This window comes from Arthrobacter sp. MYb23 (assembly GCF_002979775.1).
In the GTDB taxonomy this organism is placed as follows: domain Bacteria; phylum Actinomycetota; class Actinomycetes; order Actinomycetales; family Micrococcaceae; genus Arthrobacter.
On sequence record NZ_PCPR01000027.1, the window covers coordinates 23,383 to 43,254 of the forward strand.

General features: G+C 61.4%; 19 protein-coding genes. 13 read left to right on the top strand and 6 right to left on the bottom strand.

Translation table 11 applies throughout. From position 1 onward, the window contains the following. Positions 1-12 precede the first annotated feature (12 nt). The 6 genes from CQ020_RS20635 to CQ020_RS20660 form a co-directional block, all read right to left on the bottom strand. Positions 13-912, bottom strand: coding sequence for an ATP-binding cassette domain-containing protein (locus CQ020_RS20635; RefSeq protein ID WP_105693707.1), 900 nt, complete (start codon positions 910-912; stop codon positions 13-15). After that, the gene (locus CQ020_RS20640; protein ID WP_105693709.1) at positions 909-2,810 is read right to left on the bottom strand and encodes a dipeptide/oligopeptide/nickel ABC transporter permease/ATP-binding protein; all 1,902 of its coding nucleotides are present in this window, start codon (positions 2,808-2,810) and stop codon (positions 909-911) included. Before CQ020_RS20640 ends, CQ020_RS20635 begins: the two co-directional genes overlap by 4 nt. After that, positions 2,807-3,748: an ABC transporter permease gene (locus CQ020_RS20645; RefSeq protein WP_026542293.1), complete on the bottom strand. Its 942-nt coding sequence runs from the start codon at positions 3,746-3,748 to the stop codon at positions 2,807-2,809. The genes CQ020_RS20640 and CQ020_RS20645 overlap by 4 nt, the downstream gene beginning before the upstream one ends. A 6-nt stretch (positions 3,749-3,754) precedes the next feature. Beyond that, positions 3,755-5,293: an ABC transporter substrate-binding protein gene (locus tag CQ020_RS20650; RefSeq protein ID WP_105693711.1), complete on the bottom strand. Its 1,539-nt coding sequence runs from the start codon at positions 5,291-5,293 to the stop codon at positions 3,755-3,757. Positions 5,294-5,449: 156 nt separating this feature from the next. Beyond that, positions 5,450-6,457, bottom strand: coding sequence for a Gfo/Idh/MocA family protein (locus tag CQ020_RS20655; protein WP_105693713.1), 1,008 nt, complete (start codon positions 6,455-6,457; stop codon positions 5,450-5,452). Between the two features lie 61 nt (positions 6,458-6,518). Beyond that, positions 6,519-7,364 (bottom strand): sugar phosphate isomerase/epimerase, encoded by an 846-nt coding sequence (locus tag CQ020_RS20660; RefSeq protein ID WP_105693715.1) that lies wholly within the window; start codon positions 7,362-7,364, stop codon positions 6,519-6,521. 226 nt (positions 7,365-7,590) lie between these two features. Between CQ020_RS20660 and CQ020_RS20665 the strand changes: the two genes are divergently transcribed. From CQ020_RS20665 to CQ020_RS20715, 13 genes are all read left to right on the top strand, one after another. Continuing rightward, positions 7,591-8,610 carry a LacI family DNA-binding transcriptional regulator gene (locus tag CQ020_RS20665; protein WP_105693717.1) on the top strand — a complete coding sequence of 340 codons (1,020 nt, stop codon included), beginning with the start codon at positions 7,591-7,593 and terminating at the stop codon, positions 8,608-8,610. A gap of 67 nt (positions 8,611-8,677) precedes the next feature. Then, on the top strand, positions 8,678-9,499 hold the full coding sequence (gene nadE / locus CQ020_RS20670) for an ammonia-dependent NAD(+) synthetase (RefSeq protein WP_105693719.1): 822 nt from the start codon (positions 8,678-8,680) through the stop codon (positions 9,497-9,499). 271 nt (positions 9,500-9,770) lie between these two features. Further along, positions 9,771-10,409 carry a PadR family transcriptional regulator gene (locus tag CQ020_RS20675; protein WP_105693721.1) on the top strand — a complete coding sequence of 213 codons (639 nt, stop codon included), beginning with the start codon at positions 9,771-9,773 and terminating at the stop codon, positions 10,407-10,409. Between the two features lie 77 nt (positions 10,410-10,486). Beyond that, the gene (locus CQ020_RS20680; protein ID WP_105693723.1) at positions 10,487-11,245 is read left to right on the top strand and encodes a MerR family transcriptional regulator; all 759 of its coding nucleotides are present in this window, start codon (positions 10,487-10,489) and stop codon (positions 11,243-11,245) included. Positions 11,246-11,479: 234 nt separating this feature from the next. Next, the gene (locus tag CQ020_RS24260) at positions 11,480-11,617 is read left to right on the top strand and encodes a hypothetical protein (RefSeq protein ID WP_160147613.1); all 138 of its coding nucleotides are present in this window, start codon (positions 11,480-11,482) and stop codon (positions 11,615-11,617) included. 49 nt (positions 11,618-11,666) lie between these two features. Further along, positions 11,667-12,638, top strand: a complete 972-nt coding sequence (locus tag CQ020_RS20685) for a ThiF family adenylyltransferase (RefSeq protein WP_105693725.1) — start codon at positions 11,667-11,669, stop codon at positions 12,636-12,638. Positions 12,639-13,131: 493 nt separating this feature from the next. Beyond that, positions 13,132-13,737, top strand: a complete 606-nt coding sequence (locus CQ020_RS24060) for a hypothetical protein (protein ID WP_146116677.1) — start codon at positions 13,132-13,134, stop codon at positions 13,735-13,737. A gap of 53 nt (positions 13,738-13,790) precedes the next feature. Beyond that, positions 13,791-14,858, top strand: a complete 1,068-nt coding sequence (locus CQ020_RS20695) for a SagB/ThcOx family dehydrogenase (protein ID WP_181151980.1) — start codon at positions 13,791-13,793, stop codon at positions 14,856-14,858. Further along, positions 14,855-16,108, top strand: coding sequence for a hypothetical protein (locus tag CQ020_RS24265; protein WP_181151981.1), 1,254 nt, complete (start codon positions 14,855-14,857; stop codon positions 16,106-16,108). The genes CQ020_RS20695 and CQ020_RS24265 overlap by 4 nt, the downstream gene beginning before the upstream one ends. A gap of 4 nt (positions 16,109-16,112) precedes the next feature. Then, positions 16,113-17,468, top strand: a complete 1,356-nt coding sequence (locus tag CQ020_RS20700; RefSeq protein WP_181151982.1) for an MFS transporter — start codon at positions 16,113-16,115, stop codon at positions 17,466-17,468. 135 nt (positions 17,469-17,603) lie between these two features. Continuing rightward, complete coding sequence (locus CQ020_RS20705; protein ID WP_105693733.1) at positions 17,604-18,191, top strand: TetR/AcrR family transcriptional regulator; 588 nt, start codon at positions 17,604-17,606, stop codon at positions 18,189-18,191. Between the two features lie 89 nt (positions 18,192-18,280). Beyond that, entirely contained in the window at positions 18,281-18,616 is a 336-nt protein-coding gene (locus tag CQ020_RS20710) for a hypothetical protein (protein WP_105693734.1), read from the top strand. 11 nt (positions 18,617-18,627) lie between these two features. Further along, the gene (locus tag CQ020_RS20715; protein ID WP_105693736.1) at positions 18,628-19,548 is read left to right on the top strand and encodes a hypothetical protein; all 921 of its coding nucleotides are present in this window, start codon (positions 18,628-18,630) and stop codon (positions 19,546-19,548) included. Positions 19,549-19,872: the final 324 nt, after the last annotated feature.

The following is a 19,872-nucleotide window of genomic DNA, read 5'->3' on the forward strand; positions in this document are numbered from 1 at the left end:
ATGCCGGGCTGTTCAGGCCACGGCACCTTGCTGTTCTATTTGGCTGTGTTGGTTGGCGAGTAGGCGGTGGCGGTCTGCCCGGCGTTGTTCCTGCCGGTCAGGATCAGGCACGGGCGAGGCGAGCAGCAGCCGCTGGGTGTAGGGGTGTTCGGGATCGCGGGTGACCACCTCGGCGGGGCCTTGCTCCACAATTTCGCCGTGGTACATGACGGCCACACGGTGGCTGATGTGTCGCACGACGTCGAGGTCGTGGGAGACGAACAAGTACGAGACGCCGGTGTCCTTTTGGATCTGCAGGAAGAGGTCCAGCACGCGGGCCTGGGTGGAGAGGTCCAGTGCACTGACGGGTTCGTCGCAGACAATCAGCTTCGGGGACAGGGCAAGAGCCCGTGCAATCGCAACACGCTGGCGCTGGCCGCCACTGAACTCCCGCGGCAGCCGGTGGATGGCGTCCGTTGGCAGGCCCACCTGGTCCAGCAGTTCCTTGACGCGTTTCTTGGCAGCAGCAGGCGCCATGCCCTGCACGCCCAACGGCTCAGCGAGGATGTCGCCGATTTCCAGCGCCGGGTTCAGCGAGGTGTACGGGTCCTGGAAAACCACTTGCAGGTCACGGCTGAGCGTCCGGCGTTCTTTGCGGGACGCGTTGCTGATGTCGTTGCCCTCGAAGATCACCTTTCCGGCGGTGACCGGTGCCAGGCCCAGGACGGCGCGGCCAAGGGTGGTCTTCCCCGAACCGGACTCCCCCACCAAACCCAGGGTCTCTCCCTGGCCGATGGTGATGTTGATGTCCGTCAACGCCCGGAAGGGCTTGGCCCGGAACCGCTTGCTGGGGTACTCCACCACCAGGTTCTCCACGGACAGGAGCGCAGACTTCTGCGATGAGTGCGGCTGCTGGCTAAGTGAAGTGCTCATGCCACCGGCTCCTTCTGGGCTGATCCGGACTGTGCTGCTGATCCAGGCTTCGATACAAGCATGGTCATGGGGGTCTTTCCTTCGAGCATGGACCCCAGCAGGGTCTGCGTGTAAGGCTCTTTGGGGTTCCGGAGGATCTCGCGGACGGTGCCTTCTTCCACGAGCCTGCCGTTCTGCATCACGGCCACGCGGTCGCAAAGGTCGGCAACAACGCCAAAGTTGTGGGTCACCAGGATCACGCCGATGTTGAGCCGTTGCTGCAGCTCGCGCAGCAGGTCCAGCACATCGGCCTGCACGGTGACTTCCAGCGCGGTGGTGGGTTCGTCCGCGATCACCAGGTCCGGTTCGCAGCTGATGGCACCGGCAATCAGCACGCGCTGGGCCATTCCGCCGGAGACCTCGTGCGGGTAAGCGTTGAAAGTGCGTTCCGGGTTGGCAATGCCGACGTCGGTGAGCAGCTTGAGCGCACGCTGGCGGGCTTCTGCCTTGGAGATTCCCAGGACACGGACCATGGGTGTGACCAGCTGGTAGCCAATGGTGAACGCCGGGTCCAGGTTGCTCATGGGTTCCTGCGGAATGTAGGAGATCCGCTTGCCACGCAGTTTGGACAGCCGTTCCTGGCTGACGCGGTCATCGCCGGGAGCCACCGTGTAGTTGCCATCGAACTGGATGGAACCGCCAACAATCCGTGCGTTGTCCGGCAGCAGTCCCAGGATGGAGAACGCGGTCTGGGACTTGCCCGAGCCAGATTCTCCAACGATTCCCAGGATTTCGCCGCGGTCCACGTGGAATGAAACATCGTCCACTACCTTCTTGATGGAACCGTCAGCCTGCGGATAGCCGACGCCCAGGTTGGTCACCTTGACCAGGTGGTGCTCGGTTCCGGCGTCGACGGCGGCCACGGACTTCCGTGACTGTCGCGCCTTGGCGGGGTCCGGCGTCGTGCTTTCTGTCGTTGCAACCGCACGCTTCTTGCGGTGCTTGATCTTTTCGCCGTCTTCCAGGGCGTCGCGGATGGCGTTGCCCAGCAGGACCAGTCCGCCGATGGTCAGCGCCATGGCCAGTGCCGGCCACAGCAGCAGAGTCGGGGTGAGGTAGACGTTCTTGAAGCCCTCGGAGAGCATGACGCCCCAGGTGGCTTTGGTGGGATCGCCCAAGCCCAGGAATTCGAGTCCGGACTGGATGGCGATGGCAACCCCGGCAATTGCGGCGGTCTGGATGATGATGGGTGCACGGACCACGGAGAATATGTGGCGGGCAATGATGCTCAGATCGGACAAGCCGGAGACCCGTGCGGCATCGACGTAGAGCTCGTTCCGGACCGACTGCACTGCGGTGCGGGTGAGGCGGAAGTAGGACGGGCTGATCAGCACACCAAAGGCGATCATGGAGATCCATACCGACGGTCCGAAGGCTGCACGAATGGTGAGCAGGACGATCAGGCCGGGCAAGCTCATGAGGATGCTGACTACCCAGTTGGAGACGGCCTCGAACTTGCCGGCGTAGTAGCCGGCGATCAGGCCTGCCGGAAGTCCGATGGCAATGGCCACGCCAGCACACAGCAACGCGGACAACAACGTCAGCTGGGCGCCGAAGAGCAAGCGGCTCCAGGTATCGCGTCCTGCGCTGTCCGTGCCCAGGATGTTCACTGAATCCGGGGCGGCCAGGGTCTTGGAAATGTTGGCGAAGTTCTCTTCGAAGGGCGCGATCACCGGCGCCAGGATGGCCAGCGCAGCGATGGTCAGAAGGATCACCAGCGAGGCGATGCCCATGGGGTTCTTCAAGAGCCGGCGCATCACGGTGGAACGGACCACCGTGCCGCTCTGACCTGATCCCGGCTTCGCCGCAAGGTCGGTAACTGCAGCAGTTGCTGCTGTTGAATCTACGGAGTCGCTCATGAGACACGTACTTTCGGGTTGAGCCAACCATTGAGGATGTCCACCAGGAGGTTCACGACGATGACCACCACCACGGTGTACATCACCACTCCCATGACCACGGGCAGATCGGTTTGGGTAGTTGCGGCAACAGCCAGCGGACCCATTCCGGGGAGAGCGAAAATCTGTTCGATGATGACTACGCCGCCCAGCATGCCGATCAGTTGCAGGCTCAACACCGTCAAACCTGCCGGTGCGGCGCTGCGGAGCACGTGCTTGAAGAGGATTTCACGCTCTCCAATGCCACGGCTGCGCAGCGTCCGGACGTAGTCACGCTCAAGCTGCTTGATCACGGCCGAGCGGATCTGCTGGGCACCGCCGGTCACGCCGTTGATCAGCAAAGCGATCACCGGAAGGGTCATGGAATAGACCCAGGCCTCCGGACCCACCTCCGGGGAGATGGTGCTGGTGGCGGGGAAGAAACCCAGCTGGATGGCCAGGATGGTTACCAGGAACACGCCGATCACATACCCCGGGATGGAGTCCCCCACGATCGCGCCAATCTGGACCACCCTGTCCACCCAGCCGCGCTTCACGGCTGCGGCAACACCGATCAGTGCTGCGCAGATGGCGATCAGGATCATTGCGGTGAAAACCATGGTCATGGTCACCGGGATGCGGGTGGCCAGGGAGTTGGCCACCGGCTCCGAGGTAAACCAGGAGGCTCCAAGGTTGCCGGTCAGGGCATCGCCCAACCAGGCGAAGTAGCGGACAAAGAGAGGCTGATCTAGTCCCAGTTCCTGTTCCTTCAGGGCAACCTGTTCAGGTGTTGCCTGATCCCCCAGGATGTTTTGGGCGATACTTCCGCTGGAGGTGTACAGCAGGGTGAAGGTGAGGACCGAGACTACGAACAACACCACCAGACCGCTGCCCAGTCTTTTCGCAATGAACTTGATCATGGGGTCCTACTTGGCGGGCGAGTAGTTGTAGATGGACGGAACGGCCTGCTGGATCTGCGGCGTGACGTTCACTTTGTCGTTGTGGTAGTACATCTGGTTCACGCGGAACAGCGGGGCGAACCAGGCTTGTTCCACCACGTACTTGTTGACTTCCTGGGCCAGCTTGCCGGCATCCTCGCCACCGGTGCGTACGGCTGCGATCTTGGCTTCAAGCTCAGGGGTGGTGGTCTTGAACGGGTTGTACAGGGCCTTGGTGGAGACGATCTGGTCGATTGCCACCGTGGGCTGGCCTTGGAAGAGGTTGTAGAAGAGGGCCGGGTACTTCTGGGCGGCAACATCGGAGGTGAAGGTGTTGGTGATGGCCGCACCCGGGTTCAGGGTGATGCCAACGTCTGCGAGTTGCTGCTTCATGACGGAAATCAGGGTTTCAGCACCGGGAAGGGTGGGAACGTCAATGCTGACCTTGCCCTCGAAGCCGGACTCCTTCAGGAGCTGCTTGGCTTTCTCGGGATCGTAGCTGTAGTAGTTCTCCAGCTCCTCGCTCCAGGCGCCGCTGTCCTTGCCGAACGGCTGTGAAGTGGGAGTGCCCTGGCCCAGCATGACCTGATCCAGGATGGTCTTGCGGTCAAAGGCGTGGTTGATGGCTTGACGGACCTTGACATTGGCCAGCGCCGGGTTCTTGGTGCCCTCACGGTCCAGCAGGAGCAGCCCGGACCAGTCAACCTGGTTGGTTTCGAGCTTCATCTTGGCACCCTCGGCCTGCTTGCCGTTCTTGGGGTCCAGCAGCGTGGCGTCAATCTGGCCGGACACCAGAGCGTTGGTGCGGGCGGTGGGATCCAGGAGGACCTTGAGGGTGAGCTTTTTGTACTTCTGGAGATCCTTGTTCCAGTAACCTTCACGGGCGTTGAACACCGACTGGGAGTCCTTCACGGAGGCTGCCTTGTCCATTACGTACGGACCGGAGCCTACGGGTACGGTCTTGATTGCGTCGGTGCCCAGTGCTGCGGGGCTGCCCATCAGGCCGGCGGCTTGGCTGAGGAAGAATTCCAGGGCCGGTTCCGGTGCGCTGAGGTTGATATCGATGGTGTCTGCGTCCACTACGGCCACGTCTGAAACCGAGCTGAGCTGGGCCATCTGGGGGCCGTTCGCCTTCTTGAAGTGGTCCATGTTCGCTTTGGCTGCAGCGGCGTCGAACTTGGCTCCGTCACTGAAGGTGACATCTGTCCGGAGGTCAACAGTGAGTTTGGTGTTGGTGTCGTTGTACTTCCACGCGGTTGCCAGCATGGGGCTGAGCTTGCCGTCCGGTTCGCGGAGGATCAGGGAGTCGTAGGCTGCCTGGTACGGCTGGAGTGCGTGGCCTACGTGAGCCTGTGCCGGGTCCCAGGACGTGAGGTCCCGGAGGGTTCCCAGCGTCAGGGCCGTGACGGTCTTGGTGCCGGACGTGGAGCCAGCTCCGGCACCGGCGTTCCCTCCGCCACAGGCGGTGAGCGCCAGGGAGGCGCTAAGTACGATGGCGGCTGCTGCCGCCTTGGGACCTAACTTCATTGTTGGCTCCTACTGAGTCATAGCCTGATGCGAGTCAGAGCTTGAGCGTGTGGCCTGCGCCACACTTTTCTTGGGTGTGAGATTTACAGTACGGACTTTGCGTAGTCTTGGCAACCGATTGTCAAAAGTTTCTTAGATTGTTGCCAAAGGGCTTGCCTAGCCCACCCGGTCAGCCATCTCCGGGTAGCTTTGCGCGTAGATATCCTTGATGATCCGCAAGGATTTTCCGGCTTCAGCAGGGTTGATCCAGAAGGGCCCGGCGTCCTGCAGCTTGTTGTAGAAATCCGCAATCAGAAGCTCGTGGGACACGCCCCAGTAGGATCTGCCACCACTTTCGGCCACCCTCTCCGGAATGACGTCCACCGCGCCGTCGGCATAGCTCACCGTGAGGTCGCCACGCAGGCTGAGCGTCGCCTTCTCCGTGACGATGTCCAAGGTCACCGGCGCATTCACCGCATTGGCCAGCGTTGCGTAGAAGACGCTTCGCGCACCGTTGACGTGCTCGGCAACAAACTCTGCGGTGTCCTCCACCTCGATCACGCCGCCCAGGGAACGGGTGGACGCGTGGCCTTCCACCTTGGCAACATCGCCCACCAACCACTGCAGCAGATCCACGGTATGGATGGCTTGGTTCATCATCAGACCACCTCCGCCGTCGGCCCACGTCCCACGCCATGGCCGGTTGCGGTAGTAGCTGGCGTCCCGGTGCCACATGACGGTTGCCGAAGCGCCGATCACCTGACCCAGCGTGCCGCCGTCGAGCAGTTCATGCATGGCCTGCGACGTCGCGTTGTAGCGATTCTGGAAGCAGACGGCGATTTTCGCCGCACTTCGCTCCGCCACCTCAATCAGCCGCTGCCCCTCGGCCGCTGTGTGGGCAAGCGGCTTCTCGACAATCACGTTGACGCCCCGCTCCAAACAGTCAGCGGCCACCGAGGCATGAAGGTTATGCGGCGTACAAATATGCACGACGTCGGGACGCACCTTCTGGAGCATGTCCAGGTAGTCCGCGTAGCCGGGGACGCCGTGGGCCGCTTCCGCCGCCTTCAACCTTTCCGGATCGGTATCGCAGACCGCCACCAATTCGGCGTTGTCCATGGTGTCCAGGGCCGCAAAGTGGATGGTCGAGATGTCGCCGCAACCAATAATTGCTGCTGTAGGCATACCTGCTCCTTCGAAGGTTGATGCTGAGTGGTTGGATGCCGGGTTGTTGGATGCCGGGCCGCTAGGCCAGGGTCACGCCGTTCTTGGCGGCGAGGCCTGCAAAGGCGCGGGCGGCGATTCCGAAAGCAACCGGGCCGGAGTACCCGCCCAGCTCGTGGGCGCTTGCCAGGTGCGGCTCCAGTGAGGCGAAGCCGGTGTAGCCATCGGCAGCGAGAGCGCTGATGGTGGCATCCAGTTCACCATCGCCTTCGCCGGAGGGAACTACTTCACCTGTGGTGGCGATTGCATCCTTAACCTGCAGGTACTCGAGGTAGGGACGCAGCATGGCATATCCCTCGGTGTAGGGCTTGACGCCCACCTGGACGAAGTTGGCGTTGTCCCATGCCACCCGGAGGGCCGGCGAATTGACCGTCTCCATGATGTCCAGGACGCGATCCGGGGTATCGCCGTAGATACCCTTCTCGTTTTCATGCAGAAGGACAACGCCGTGTTCTGCGGCTTCTGCCGCCAGCGCGGACATGCGCTCCATGACTGCCTCACGGACGTCTTCCTGCTCCTGGCCTTCACCGCGGTAGAAGGAGAAGATGCGGACGTACTTGGTGTCCAGGGCCTTCGCAACGGAGATGATCTGGCGAAGCCGGGTCACCTCATGGTCCACGGGGAGGCTGACATCCACCTTGCCGATGGGGCTGGCAACAGCCGAAACCTTGAGGCCGTTCTCGTCAAGGATTGCCTTGAGCCGCAGGACGGCATCATGCTCAAGCTCTGAAACGTTGGTCCCCCACGCGCTGCGGACTTCGATGTGGCTCGCACCGAGGGCCAACAACACGGCGGCCTGAATGGCGGGATCGGGGTCTACTTCGTCGCCGAAACCGGACAGGCTCCACACGGCGCTGGGTTGAGTCACGAAATCTCCTTGATAGGCCTGGCGCGGCACACGAGGGGCGCGGTGACGCAGTTCACAGGCGGGTGTTATCCCTCGAGTTTAGCCATCTTGGCACGTACTTGACAACCGATTGCCATAGGCTGCCATCCTGTGGCATTCTTGTTCAACGGTGTGGCAGTAGTCACAGCCGGATGATCTTGTCGTTCCGGGAGGAACGCCCATGTTTGCTGTTCAGAGAGGAACGCCCATGGCGACGCAACCCATGGCAACAGGCCGGCCTGCCACCATCCATGACATCGCTGCGCTGTGTGGCGTAGCAGCGTCCACCGTTTCGAGGGCCCTCGCCAATCCGGAGCGCGTCAATATCCGCACCCGCGAGCGGATCCAGGCCGCCGCCGTCGAGCTTAATTACACGCCCAACTCCCAGGCGAAAGCGCTGAGCTCCGGCCGGACTGGTGCTGTGGGCGTCTTGGTTCCGGATATCACCAACCCGTTCTACTTCGACCTCATCAGGGGAACGCAGCTTCAACTCAAGGCAGCCGGTTACACACAGTTGCTCGTTGATACGGAGGAATCGGACGAGGTGGAGGCCAGCACGCTGGAGCAGCTGCGCAAAAGTGCCGACGGCGTGATCGTGGCCGCGTCCCGCCTCAATGACGAATCACTTGCCGCTGCCGCAGCCCGGATGCCCATGGTCACCGTGAACCGCGACGTCGACGGCGTTCCCGCCGTCATCATCGACACCCCTTCAGCCATGCCGCAGGCCTTGGACCACCTGATTTCCCTGGGCCACACCTCAGTTGCTTACGTTTCCGGCCCCGCCGTTTCACAGTCCAGCGCCCGCCGCTGGGATGCCCTGTCAGCAGCCGCCGAGGAGCGCGGAGTTGAAGTCCGCCGCCTTGGCCCGTTCGCGCCCAAGACCCAGTCCGGTGCGGCTGCAGCAGACGCCGCCGTGCACAGCGGGGTCACTGCGTGCATCGTCTTCAACGACCTGATCGCCATCGGCATGCTGCAACGGCTCCGTGAACGCGGCCTCCGGGTGCCGGAAGACATGAGCATCGTGGGCTGCGACGACATCTTTGGCGCGGACTTCTGCAATCCACCCCTGACCACCATGAGCTCACCCATTGAGCAGGCGGGACGCGTGGCCGTGTCCATGTTGCTGGCCCAACTGAATCCGTTGGCCGGCGGCGGGAACCGCAACCGCTCCGTCATGCCCACCCACCTCACCGTCCGCGGCTCCACAGGCCCGGTGCCCTCTAAATAGCTGACACGTGGGCTGGAAGTCTGCAATATGGTTGAGCGTCCGCAGCCATGCTGACTAGTGTTGGACCATGCGCGAACTCCAGGTCAAGATCATTGAAGAAATGGGCGTCCAGCCCCGGATCAACCCCGCAGAGGAGGTCCGCAAGCGCGTCGGTTTCCTGAAGGATTACCTGAAGGCGACGCACACCAAGGGATTCGTTCTCGGCATCTCCGGCGGCATTGATTCCTCCCTTGCCGGCCGCTTGGCCCAGTTGGCGGTGGAGGAACTGGAAGCCGAGGGCGTGGACGCGACCTTTGTTGCCGTCCGCCTCCCCTATGGCATCCAGCATGACGAAGACGACGCCCAGGCGGCCCTGGACTTCATCAAAGCCAAGACCGAGTGGACCTACAACATCTCCCAGGCCGTGGACGGCTTCGAGGACGAGTTCGAGAAGACCACCGGCGCCCCGATCTCCGATTTCCATAAGGGCAACACCAAAGCACGCGCACGCATGATCGCCCAGTACGCACTGGCCGGCGAACACAATTACCTGGTGATCGGAACGGACCACGGCGCCGAGTCCGTGACGGGCTTCTTCACGAAGTTCGGCGACGGCGGCGCGGACATCCTGCCGCTGTTCGGCCTGAACAAGCGCCAGAACCGCGCACTCCTGGCCGAGCTTGGTGCACCTTCACGGGTTTGGGAGAAGGTTCCCACCGCCGACCTCCTGGACAACAAGCCTGGCCGTACCGATGAGGACGAGCTCGGCATCAGCTACGACACCATCGACGACTACCTTGAAGGCCGCGACGTTCCCGAGGACGCGGCAGAGTTGCTGGAACAGAAGTACCTGCGCACGCGTCACAAGCGCACTGTTCCTGTCACCATCTTCGATACGTGGTGGAAATAGCCACGTCGCTTTAGACCATTCACGACTTAACCATTCACGACGGCGGGTGCCGGCTTCCCTACGGAAGCTGCCACCCGCCGTCGTGCTTTAAGCAACGCTCTCTCACCTCCCGCGCCCTTCCCACGATCCCTCTCTCACCTCCCGCGCCCTTCCCGCCGTCCATCTCTCACCTCCCAAATATCGGGTCTTGACGTTCCGATAGTTACCGATATATCGTTAACTATCGCCGATACTCCTTCGGCGTAACAACAACCGAAAGGACGATGCTGTTATGAAAGGCATCAACGAAAACAACAACTCATTCCCCGAGCACGATCACGGACATCCCGAACACGGACATGGCCGAGGTCTTTTCAACCGAGGCAAAGGCCGGCGTGGACCGGGCGGCCACGGCGGAGGCGGATTTGGTCCCGGCGGCTTCGGCCCAGGCTTTGGCCCCGGATTTGGGCCTCGGGGCTTCGGTCCCGGCGGATCGCGCAGGGCTAACCGCGGCGATGTCCGCGCAGCGATTCTCTCGCTCTTGGCTGAAGCGCCGTCCAACGGCTACGGCCTGATCAAGACCATCGCCGAGAAGACGTCCGGCGCCTGGCGTCCCAGCCCCGGCTCCGTCTACCCCACCCTGCAGCAGCTGGTGGACGAAGAACTGATCGTCGCCGTCGGCGAGGGCCGCCGCACCGAGTTCACGCTTACCGACGACGGCAAGGCCTACGTCGCCGAGCATGAGGAAGAACTCGCCAACGCCTGGAACACCGAGGCCGATGGAACCGGTGCAGCATTCCACCAAAGTGTCGGCAAGCTCATGGGCGTCATCCACCAGTTCCGCGCAGCCGCTACCGATGAACAGCGTCAAGCTGCCATCGAGAAGCTGGACGAAACCCGCCGGGCGCTCTACCTGATCCTGGCCGACTAAGTGGTGGCCACCATCCCCTTGACCTTGACGTAACGTCAACCTCTACTGTCGAAGAACAAGCACAGGACGGAGGACGTATGGACTGGTCAATCCAGGAAATCGCCAAGATCGCAGGCACCACCAGCCGCACGCTGCGTCACTACGACGACATCGGGCTGCTGAAACCAAGCCGGACCGGTCATAACGGCTACCGCTACTATGACGGTCCGGCATTGGTTCAGCTCCAGCGCATCCTGCTGCTCCGGGAACTGGGGCTGGGCCTTCCGGCCATCGCCGAAGTTCTTGACCGCGAGACGGATACCGTCAAAGCGCTGAGCAGCCATCTGGAATGGCTCGCCCAGGAGCAGGACAGGCTGACCCGGCAGATCGCCTCCGTTCGGCAAACCATCGACACGATGAAAGGGGATGGAAAGTACATGGCACAGAACATGTTTGACGGCTTCGACCACACTCAGTACAAGGACGAGGTGGAGGAACGCTGGGGCAAGGATGCCTACGCCGCCAGTGATTCCTGGTGGCGCGGAATGAGCGCCGACGAAAAGCAGCAGTGGAAGGACCGCGTCCAGAAACTGGGCACGGACTGGATCTCCGCCGCACAATCCGGGATTTCACCGGACAGCGCTGAAGCGCAGGACCTCGCGCAGCGTCACGTCGAGTGGCTTCGCGGCATTCCGGGAACCCCGACGGCGGCACCTGGCGGAGACGTCAAGGGTTACGTCATAGGACTCGGCGAAATGTACGTTGCAGATCCGCGGTTCGCTGCCAATTACGGCGGAGAACCCGGGGCGACGTTCGTCAGGGATGCCCTGCGGGTTTACGCGGAAACGAACCTCTAGCAGCCCAAACCAGCTACACGGCTTGACTTTTGTTTCGCAAACTAATGTGCAAGAATGCCCGACCATTGTTCATGATGACCATATTATGAATGAATAACGATTTTATTGACACAACGATTCAAATAAATTGATGAATTCTGTCATTTTGCTCTGGCCTCGCCAACGGAGTTGCCCTATGCTCATGCTCGGGGATGCAGAAAGCATTTTCCGTCCGATAACGAACGGGAGCATATTATGCAGAATCTTGAAGTGGCAACTGAAGCCGGAGCGCTCGAAGCGCTCGAGAATGGTTTGAAGGGCATCGAGTTCGACGAGTTCTTCGAGACAACCACAAGCTTTGATCCCAGTGAATTCGTGATGCGCCGCTGCTGATCGAAGAAGAAAGGGAGCGGCGGGTGCCTTCGGGCGCCCGCCGCATCTTATGTTCCACTACGAATTTCACCCCGCAAAAACCGTCACATTCGACGAGGAAACCCTGACCATCGAGGACGAGTACAGCCGCCGGACAGTGGCTCTGCTTCAACACGACGCCACTGCGAGTCTGCTCCATGCGGCAATGACGGATCCGTCCACAGCGGACGCCGCAATGCGCAGACTACTCAACGCACTCGTGGAGCGACACGTCATCATTGAACGCCATCCTCACGTGGAAATGGACGAGCGCCAGAGTCGATCCCTCGGATACCTGGCCACGCGTTCAAAGGCTCCACAGCTTGCGCAGCAGCAGATCGGTAATCAGTGCGTCCTGGTGCTCGGCGTCGGCGGAACAGGAACGGTCCTGATCCAACACTTGGTCGCAGCAGGCGTACGCCGCTTCGTCCTCGTCGATCACGACGCCGTAGAGCTCTCCAACTTCAACCGTCAATTCCTTTGGCGGACATCCGACGTTGGTGCCGCCAAACTGGAAACGACGAAGGCTTGGATCTCGGAGCGAGTGGAAGATCCTGACATCCAAACCGTCGATCGCCGGATTTCCAGTGAGAGCGATGTGTCGTTGGTACTCGGCGAATACCCGTCAGTCACCGTCGTGGCGTCGTGCATCGACTCACCGGCCGGGATTGAACAGCAAGTGGTTGCTGCTTGCCTGTCCGCTGGCTTACCAGTGATGACCGGCGCTGTGGGCGTCGACCTTGGCCATGTGGGCCCATTTTTCAGCCCCCGCCAGAAAGTATGTCTGGCGTGCTGGTACGGGTCCCGGGCTGCGAAGCAAGCCGTGACCCCGTGGTCCCATGGAGTCACCAATACGTTGGTGGGTGCCCTCATGGCACAACGTGTCCTTGACTGGGCCATGGACCCGGACACCGATGGCGAGCCGACTCGAATGACTGTTGAGTTCAATTCGTTGACAATTCACCGCTCACTCGCCCGGGACTGTGCGCACCATGATGCTTAGTGCCGAAGCTGAGCTTCCGCTGCGGCGGGTGACCTTCCCCCCACACCTTGACCACGCCTGGGCCTTCACCACATCAGCCGTCCACGCCCGCCCATTTCTCCTTCGCCCCAACGGATCGCTCGTTCCCCAAGCAGCCTGTCTTGAACAGGTCGAAGAGAACGTGACCGCACTGTATCCCGCCGAAGACACGACGTGGACGGATGGCCACAGAGTAACCGTCGCGGAACTCGAGCGCTGTGTTGCACGCGGACTCGCAGTAGCGGCAAGTCACCGCTCCTGGGTTGTCGAGTGCCAAGCGGACAGGCTGCTGATAAACAGTCCTCTTCCGGTTGAACGCCTACAGATGCTCCTCGCCACCGCAGCGTTTTCACTGACTCCCTGTATCCGGGACAGCGCGGCGCGACACACGAGCGGACCCTATGTCATCGATGACATAGGCGCTGGCGGCAGGACAGTCGACCTGCGGCGTCGCCGCGGTTTGAAAAGTCAGGGAGTGGACAAAGTCAGCATCATTTCCACCGAATCCGTTGGCGAGGGAGAGGCGATGTTTGTGCGAGGGGATCTGGACCTGACCAGAGTGTTGGGCGGCCGCCCGTTCCGTAGGGACAAATACCTCAACTGCAGTGTCGATCTGGTGATGGGACTGAGGTTTGCGCAGGGATCAACGCTTTCCCAAGGGTTCGCGGCAAGACTAGATCCGTTGGAACTGGCCGCGGTGACCGGGGGGACGTACACGGAACTGCCCGCTGCCCACACAACAATGACTGGGAATGGCGGATATGGGCCGATAACCATCCAATACACCGATTTCCACCCGAACAGAATCGTCGCCACGAATATCCAGCAGCAGTTATCCCGGCAGAGTATTTCCTGCCATCTGCATTCAGTGGACTACGACGAATACTTGCGGGGAGATGCACCCACTCATGGTGCACAGCTGGAGATTATTGACACGGCATTCGGGGTCGGACGTGGATTTATGCCACTCTTACGGGCAGTCTCGACGCTCAGCAGCAGTGGCCGTATAAGAGTGGACCGGCCCATTGTTAACGCCAGGGCTGAAGTCGATTGGGAACAAATTCAATGGGGAGAAGAATGAACGCCAGGGTCCGTACTGCCCACCGGTTAACCTTTCGGTTTCGGGATGGGAGCGTGGTAGGCGCCAACCCATCGAACGGTGCCGTCCGCCGAATTCCGCAGCCGATCTGGAACATCCTGCGGCAGAGCACTGAATGGACGGAGTCTGACCGGATCCGCAGGCAGCTTGATGACGGCGTGGGCGACAACCAACGGGCAGCTGAAATCCTGAAAGCGCTGGTGTCGGATGGATTCCTTCTGGAAGAGGGCTCAGAGGCGGAACGGGCAGAAGCCACTTTCAGCAGCAATTGGCCGTTTGGCGAAACCACGGCAGACCACCACTTGGTAACTCGAAGCCTCCGATTCAGCGATGACCGAACCGAAGCGATGGACTTCGGCCGGGCTCTCCGCGATCATGCCGGAGACGACCTCGCCCCCGGGGTGCCGGAGGGTGCAACGGCCGTGGGTCTGCCTGCCGGTTCCCTGGGTTCTGGACTCACGTCATCACTTGAACGACGTCGGAGCCGGCGCGATTTCATCCAAGAGGCAGTGAGCCTCCAGGACCTCAGCAGTGTGCTCTGGGCGACTGCTGGAATCCAAAGCTACCGGGAAGCCCCGATGCGTCCGCCCCTCCCACTTTCATTTGCACCCAGCGCCGGCGGCCTTAACGGCGCAGATTGCTATGTCATCGTCCAGAACGTCGAAGGAATGTCGCAGGGTGTATACCGCTACCGGCCAACATCCAATGCCCTTGAAGTGGTGTCAGTTAATGTCCGCACCAATGCGATGCGACTGCTCGGGAACCAACGGTGGGCGGACACCGCGGCCGCGATCATCGTCATAGTCGGCGCGGTGGCTCGCACCGCGTGGAAGTACAACGCCGCCTCCGGCTTCAACGCCCTGTTGCTTCAGGCCGGGCACATGTCCCAGAACGCCCTGCTCGCTGCTGCGGACAAGGGACTGGGAGCCGTGCCGTCAAATGCCATCCATGCCGCAGAGATGGAGGCGGCACTTAACTTGTCAGCCGGTGAACAGATTGTCCTGACCAGCGTCAGCATCGGGCATATCAATGGTGCCACGTCGAGTTACCAGGAGTACGGCGACCAGCATCTGGACCTCCTGCAGAAAGCGGCCACGAAGTGACCGCTAGGGAGGCCCCGCCGGTCAGTGGCGGGTCCTTGGTGCCAGCGGTCGTCGACGCCTTCTTCGAGGACGCCCACTACGTCTGGACTGCCATACCCCCGCTGAACATTCAGATCGGGGCCGGCATTACTTTCATCACCGGCCCCAGCGGCTGCGGTAAGTCTGCGATTCTGCGGCAGGTCCAGACCATTGACCCCTCGTGGAGCCTTCTCCCTGACCTCGCACCGGATGTGCCGCTGATCGATCAGTTCACAGGAAGCCTTGGCACCCGCATTGCGCTCCTTGCGAAGTTTGGTCTTGGTGATGCCCAGGTTGTCATCAGACCGGCATCCTGGCTCTCGGATGGGCAACATTTCCGTGCCCGTCTCGCGGCGGCGATTGCTGGCGGCTCCAGGAGGATACTGGTGGACGAGTTCCTGTCCACCGTGGACCGAACGGCGGCATCAGTTGTCGCTTTCAACCTGCAGCGAACCTGCCGAAAGCGCAACATCGATCTCCTGGTTGCTACTGCCCACGACGACATTGAAACCGCGTTGGCGCCGGACCGCACTATCCGCGTCCGTGCCAACGACTCTCCGAGGGTTCAAGACCATAGTGGCGCCCGGTCATGGCCGCTTGGCGAGAAGATCGACGTCGGGCATGGCACCTTTCCGGACTACGCCGCCCTGCAACGCTTTCACTATTATCCCAAGCTCGACTTCGATCCGGAGCAGCGTGAAGTCAGCATCGTGGCGGCGAAGCTAGACGATGAGCCGGTTGCCGCGCGTCTCTACTGCGCCCCTTACCCAACAGCGTGGGCGGATGCGATGGAGGAGTTTGCAGAGGTTAACAGCGCCCTCACCCTCGGCCAACGCCTGGTGGTGCACCCTGTCTATAGAGGAATCGGACTGGCCCGGAAAGTGACCGCGCCTCAGTGGGCGCCCCGCGACCTCGTTTACACCAGATCAGTCATGAGCCGGTATACCGACATGCACACCTCGCTCGGATATCAGCGCCATGACCCCCTGACCAACAAGCTCCCCCAGCAGCGAACAGGCACCCTTCGCGAGGACGCCCTCCGGACCCTCGTGACGGAATACGCGGACTATAGGTTAGTCATAGGCCCCCCCGCAAGCGAGCAACAAATTACTGCTGTGGCATCGTGGTTCGCCCGGACGCTGGGCCGGCTCCCCGAAGATCAGCTTGCCGCCAGCACCACCACTACACTCATGGGCGGCTACGTCCTCAGGAAACACAGCACACAGGAGTGACCTCTTGGTCGAAACAACATCAACAAACGCCACCGACGAACAACAGGCGCACCAGAACGGCAGTCTTGCCCGCACCGGCTTCTACCGGCTGTGGGTAGGCGACTTCGTGTCGAATGCCGGATCAGCCATGATGGCCTTCGCCGTGCCGGTGATCGGCGTTACTGTCCTTGGACTGGACGCCACCCAGGTCAGCTGGGTGGTGGCTGCTGGGCTGTCGGCTCCGCTGTTCATTTCGCTGTCCGCAGGCGTCATAGCGGACCGCTCCCGGCGCCAAGTCCTGCTGCATGTGTGCAACAGTGGCAGGTTCATCGTGTTCGCCGTGGTTCTTGCTCTGATGCTGGCGGGTTCCCTGAATTGGCAGATTCTTGCCATTGCACTCTTTTCGGTAGGCGTCCTGACTTTGCTGTACGAAAGCGCCATGGCTGCAGCGATCCCTTCGGTGGTTCCGCGAAAGCTCCTTATCCGCGCAAATTCGTGGATCGAAGGAGGGATGTCAGTCACTGAGTCAGGCGGCGCGGCTCTTGCTGGAATCATCATCAGCACCCTCGGGGCGCCCTTTATCGTTGCCATTAATGCCGTAACTTATGTCTTCAGCTCGTTGATGCTCATCAGGCTTCCGCTCGACCGCTCATCAAGGGAAGCGGAGGATCATGACGTCGCACAACAAAACGCTGTGCGCGGGCATCTTCGCGAAATCCGGTTGGGCTTCAGCCTGTTATGGAAGCAGACGCCGCAAAGGGTGGTATTACTCGCTGCCACCGCGTACAACTTTTTCGACTCGTGGATTCTGGCAGTGTTCTCCGTCTACGCACTCACAGTGCTTGGCATGAGTCCGGCACTCCTGGGGCTGGTGTTCGTTATACCTGCCGTCGTCGGAATCATCGGATCGGCCTTGACGGACCGAATCACGCAGCGGGCACGTCTGGGACAGGTTCTCACTGTCTCCTTCAGCATTATTGCCATTGCCGGGCTCTGCCTTCCCTTGACGGCGGCTACACACGGGGTGGGCGCCGCCGTGATTACGTCGATTGTTTTCGCCGTTTTTGAATTGTGCATCGTCGTCAACATGATCATTGGGCGCTCAATGCGACAGGCTCTCTTCCCAGAACGCCACCTGTCCAAGGTTGCCGGAACGGCACGCTTCGTCTCTTGGGGCGTTGATCCCATCGGTGCCCTCATGGGTGGTGCAGTCGCTGCCATCGCAGGGGTTCAAGCATCGGTACTAGTGGGTAGCTGTGGGTTCGTGGTCGGCGCGCTTATTTGCCTCTGCAGCCGTCAGCTGCGCAGCTTTACCAAGTTGCCCGCACACGACGGCCTGGACGAACCGCCGTCAGGGCCCGTTCAATCAGTGAAGGCCTAACAAACGCAGAATAGCCCGTCGCTGCACCGGCAAATTAGGGGCCACCTTCGTCAGGGATGCCCTGCGGGTTTACGCGGAAACGAACCTCTAGACGGTCAGGATGCGCTGATCAGGGTTAGGCAATAGTCTGGCCGGATGGGTACAAGCACCGTGAAATCCGGCGAACAGGTTGACAGGCAGAAACGCATTCTCGACGCGGCCCTGGAACTACTGTCCCGCCACGGCATTTCAGGCATCAACATGCGCGCTGTGGCGCGTGAAGCCGGCGTCGCGCTGGGGCTTGTGAACTACTACTACGAAGACAAATCGAGCCTGATCCGCGCGGTGCTCCACCAGATCGAAGAGCACGACCTCCTGCTGGTGGAGCCTCTAGCTACGTCAACACCGGACGAGCAACTCCGGGAGTCACTGCGTCGCGTTGCGGATCCCGGTCTTCTGACCACACCGTACCTATCCCTCCGACTTCATTTGTGGGCCCTCGCCCAGGCGGATGAGGACTTTGCACGCATCAATGCCGCAGCCTTTGAGAGGTATCTCCAAGGGCTCGCGGCCTTGATCGGCAACGCCGTTCCCGGACTGTCACCTGAGGAATGCCGGGACCGGGCGGCCGACGTCGTTGTGGTGCAGAACGGCATGTGGCTCACCACGCTGCTGGGGATCGACAAGGCAGCCATCCAGCGAGGCATTGCCCGCACGGAAGAGATTGCGTTCGCCCCTCGCTGACCACAACGCGTGGGTAGTTCGCCCCATAGCGCGAGGACCGGGTGTGCCCGAGTATCAAGGGACTACCTAACCGACCCGGGGGGAACACCATGAAGATTGCTAAAAAAATTCTTGCTGCCAGCGCGGCCCTTGCCTTCATGGGAGGGGCGTTGCTCACGGCTCAACCTGCGTTGGCTAACGATGGCTATGCCAACTGCAACGTCTGGATACACTACGAATACAGTGTGGGAGGCAGTTGCAATTCCGATGCGCCGGGCACTGAGTATCAGGTTGCGGGCAAGTGCCGTCATGTCCCCACCGGCCATGAGGCTATCGTGACCGGGCCCTGGAGGTGGCAGATGCCTGCCTCACAAGGCTTCAACACCTCCTACGCCAACTGCCCGGCAGGCACCAGGGCCGTTCAGGTTTGGCGCAACGTGCGATGAGCAGTCCGCGTATGAAACTCACCTCGAAGCTGCTCGGGGGCCTCGCCGCATGCGCACTGGCACTCTCCGGCGCCGCTCCCGCCAGCGCCGCCACGGCCTACCCGACCCCGACGCCGACGCCTGCCGACTGCTTTGGCGGCCTGCTGAGCATGGAACCGAACGGGAATCTCGGTGCCGTGTTCCTCAACGGGGGCAAGCTCCGCTGGGAGAACAATAGTTGGTCCTCGCCGGTCCCGTTCGATGCGACGTACCTGACGCAGACCGGCGGGATGGGGGACGACACCTTTGGCAAGTTCTCCTACTTCGGCACTTCCTCAGACGGCAAAGCGAAGTTCTACAACCAGCGGCAGGACCTCCAGGCGGACGGCACCTGGAAGCACTCCATCGACGGACCGGTGACCACCATCGGGAACGGCTGGTTCCAGAAGTCCATCACCACCGCCTACAGCGGAACGGCCGACGTCCGGGGCCAGCAGTTCATCTTCCGGCTCACCAGCGGCGGCGAACTTTACCGCTACACCCTGGACACGAACGCCCGGACCATCACCGGGACGGTCAAGGTGTTCGGCGGTGGCGCCTCCATTACATCCATCGGCTCGGCGCCTTCAATCGCCATCAACGGCAAGCCCGTTGCCGTATTGATGGCCACGCTCTCCACCGGCGAACTGCGCCAGTACATCATCCCGGACGCCACACCCACCCAGTGGAGCTCCAAGACCATCCGCCCGGCTGCGGGGAATGGTTGGCAGAACTTCACGGCCATCACCGCCAGGAACTGCGATAGCAAGGGCCAGATAGTGCTGGGCTACATCAAGCAGCGCCTGGTGGCCGCCTACTACGACCCCACCGGCCTGACCGCCAATGACAAGGACCTCGGCGGCGGAGCCTCCTCCATGCCGGCGTTACCTGAAGGGACCCGAGTGTTCGGCTAACGCCCACTTACTCACTGGAAAGGGAAGCCGACGACGGCGGCAGCACCCGCCGTCGTCGGCCTCCTACCGCGGCGCGATTGTCAGCATCCCTGGCGAGACCGACTCCCCCAGAGGGACATTGAATGTGGCTGGCAGTTGTCACTTTCGGCGATAGATGGCGGCGTTCTGTGATCGCTAAATGTCCCACCCGGAGGGGCCCAGCGTCTCGCATGACTAGGCATTTGAGGCACCTGGGTTATGAGACACCCGTGGATTCACTGTCCTAAAAGGGGGCTCCCTCCCCGAGCTGGTTGTGCAATGGAGGTGCTAACGGGCTCGAGAGTC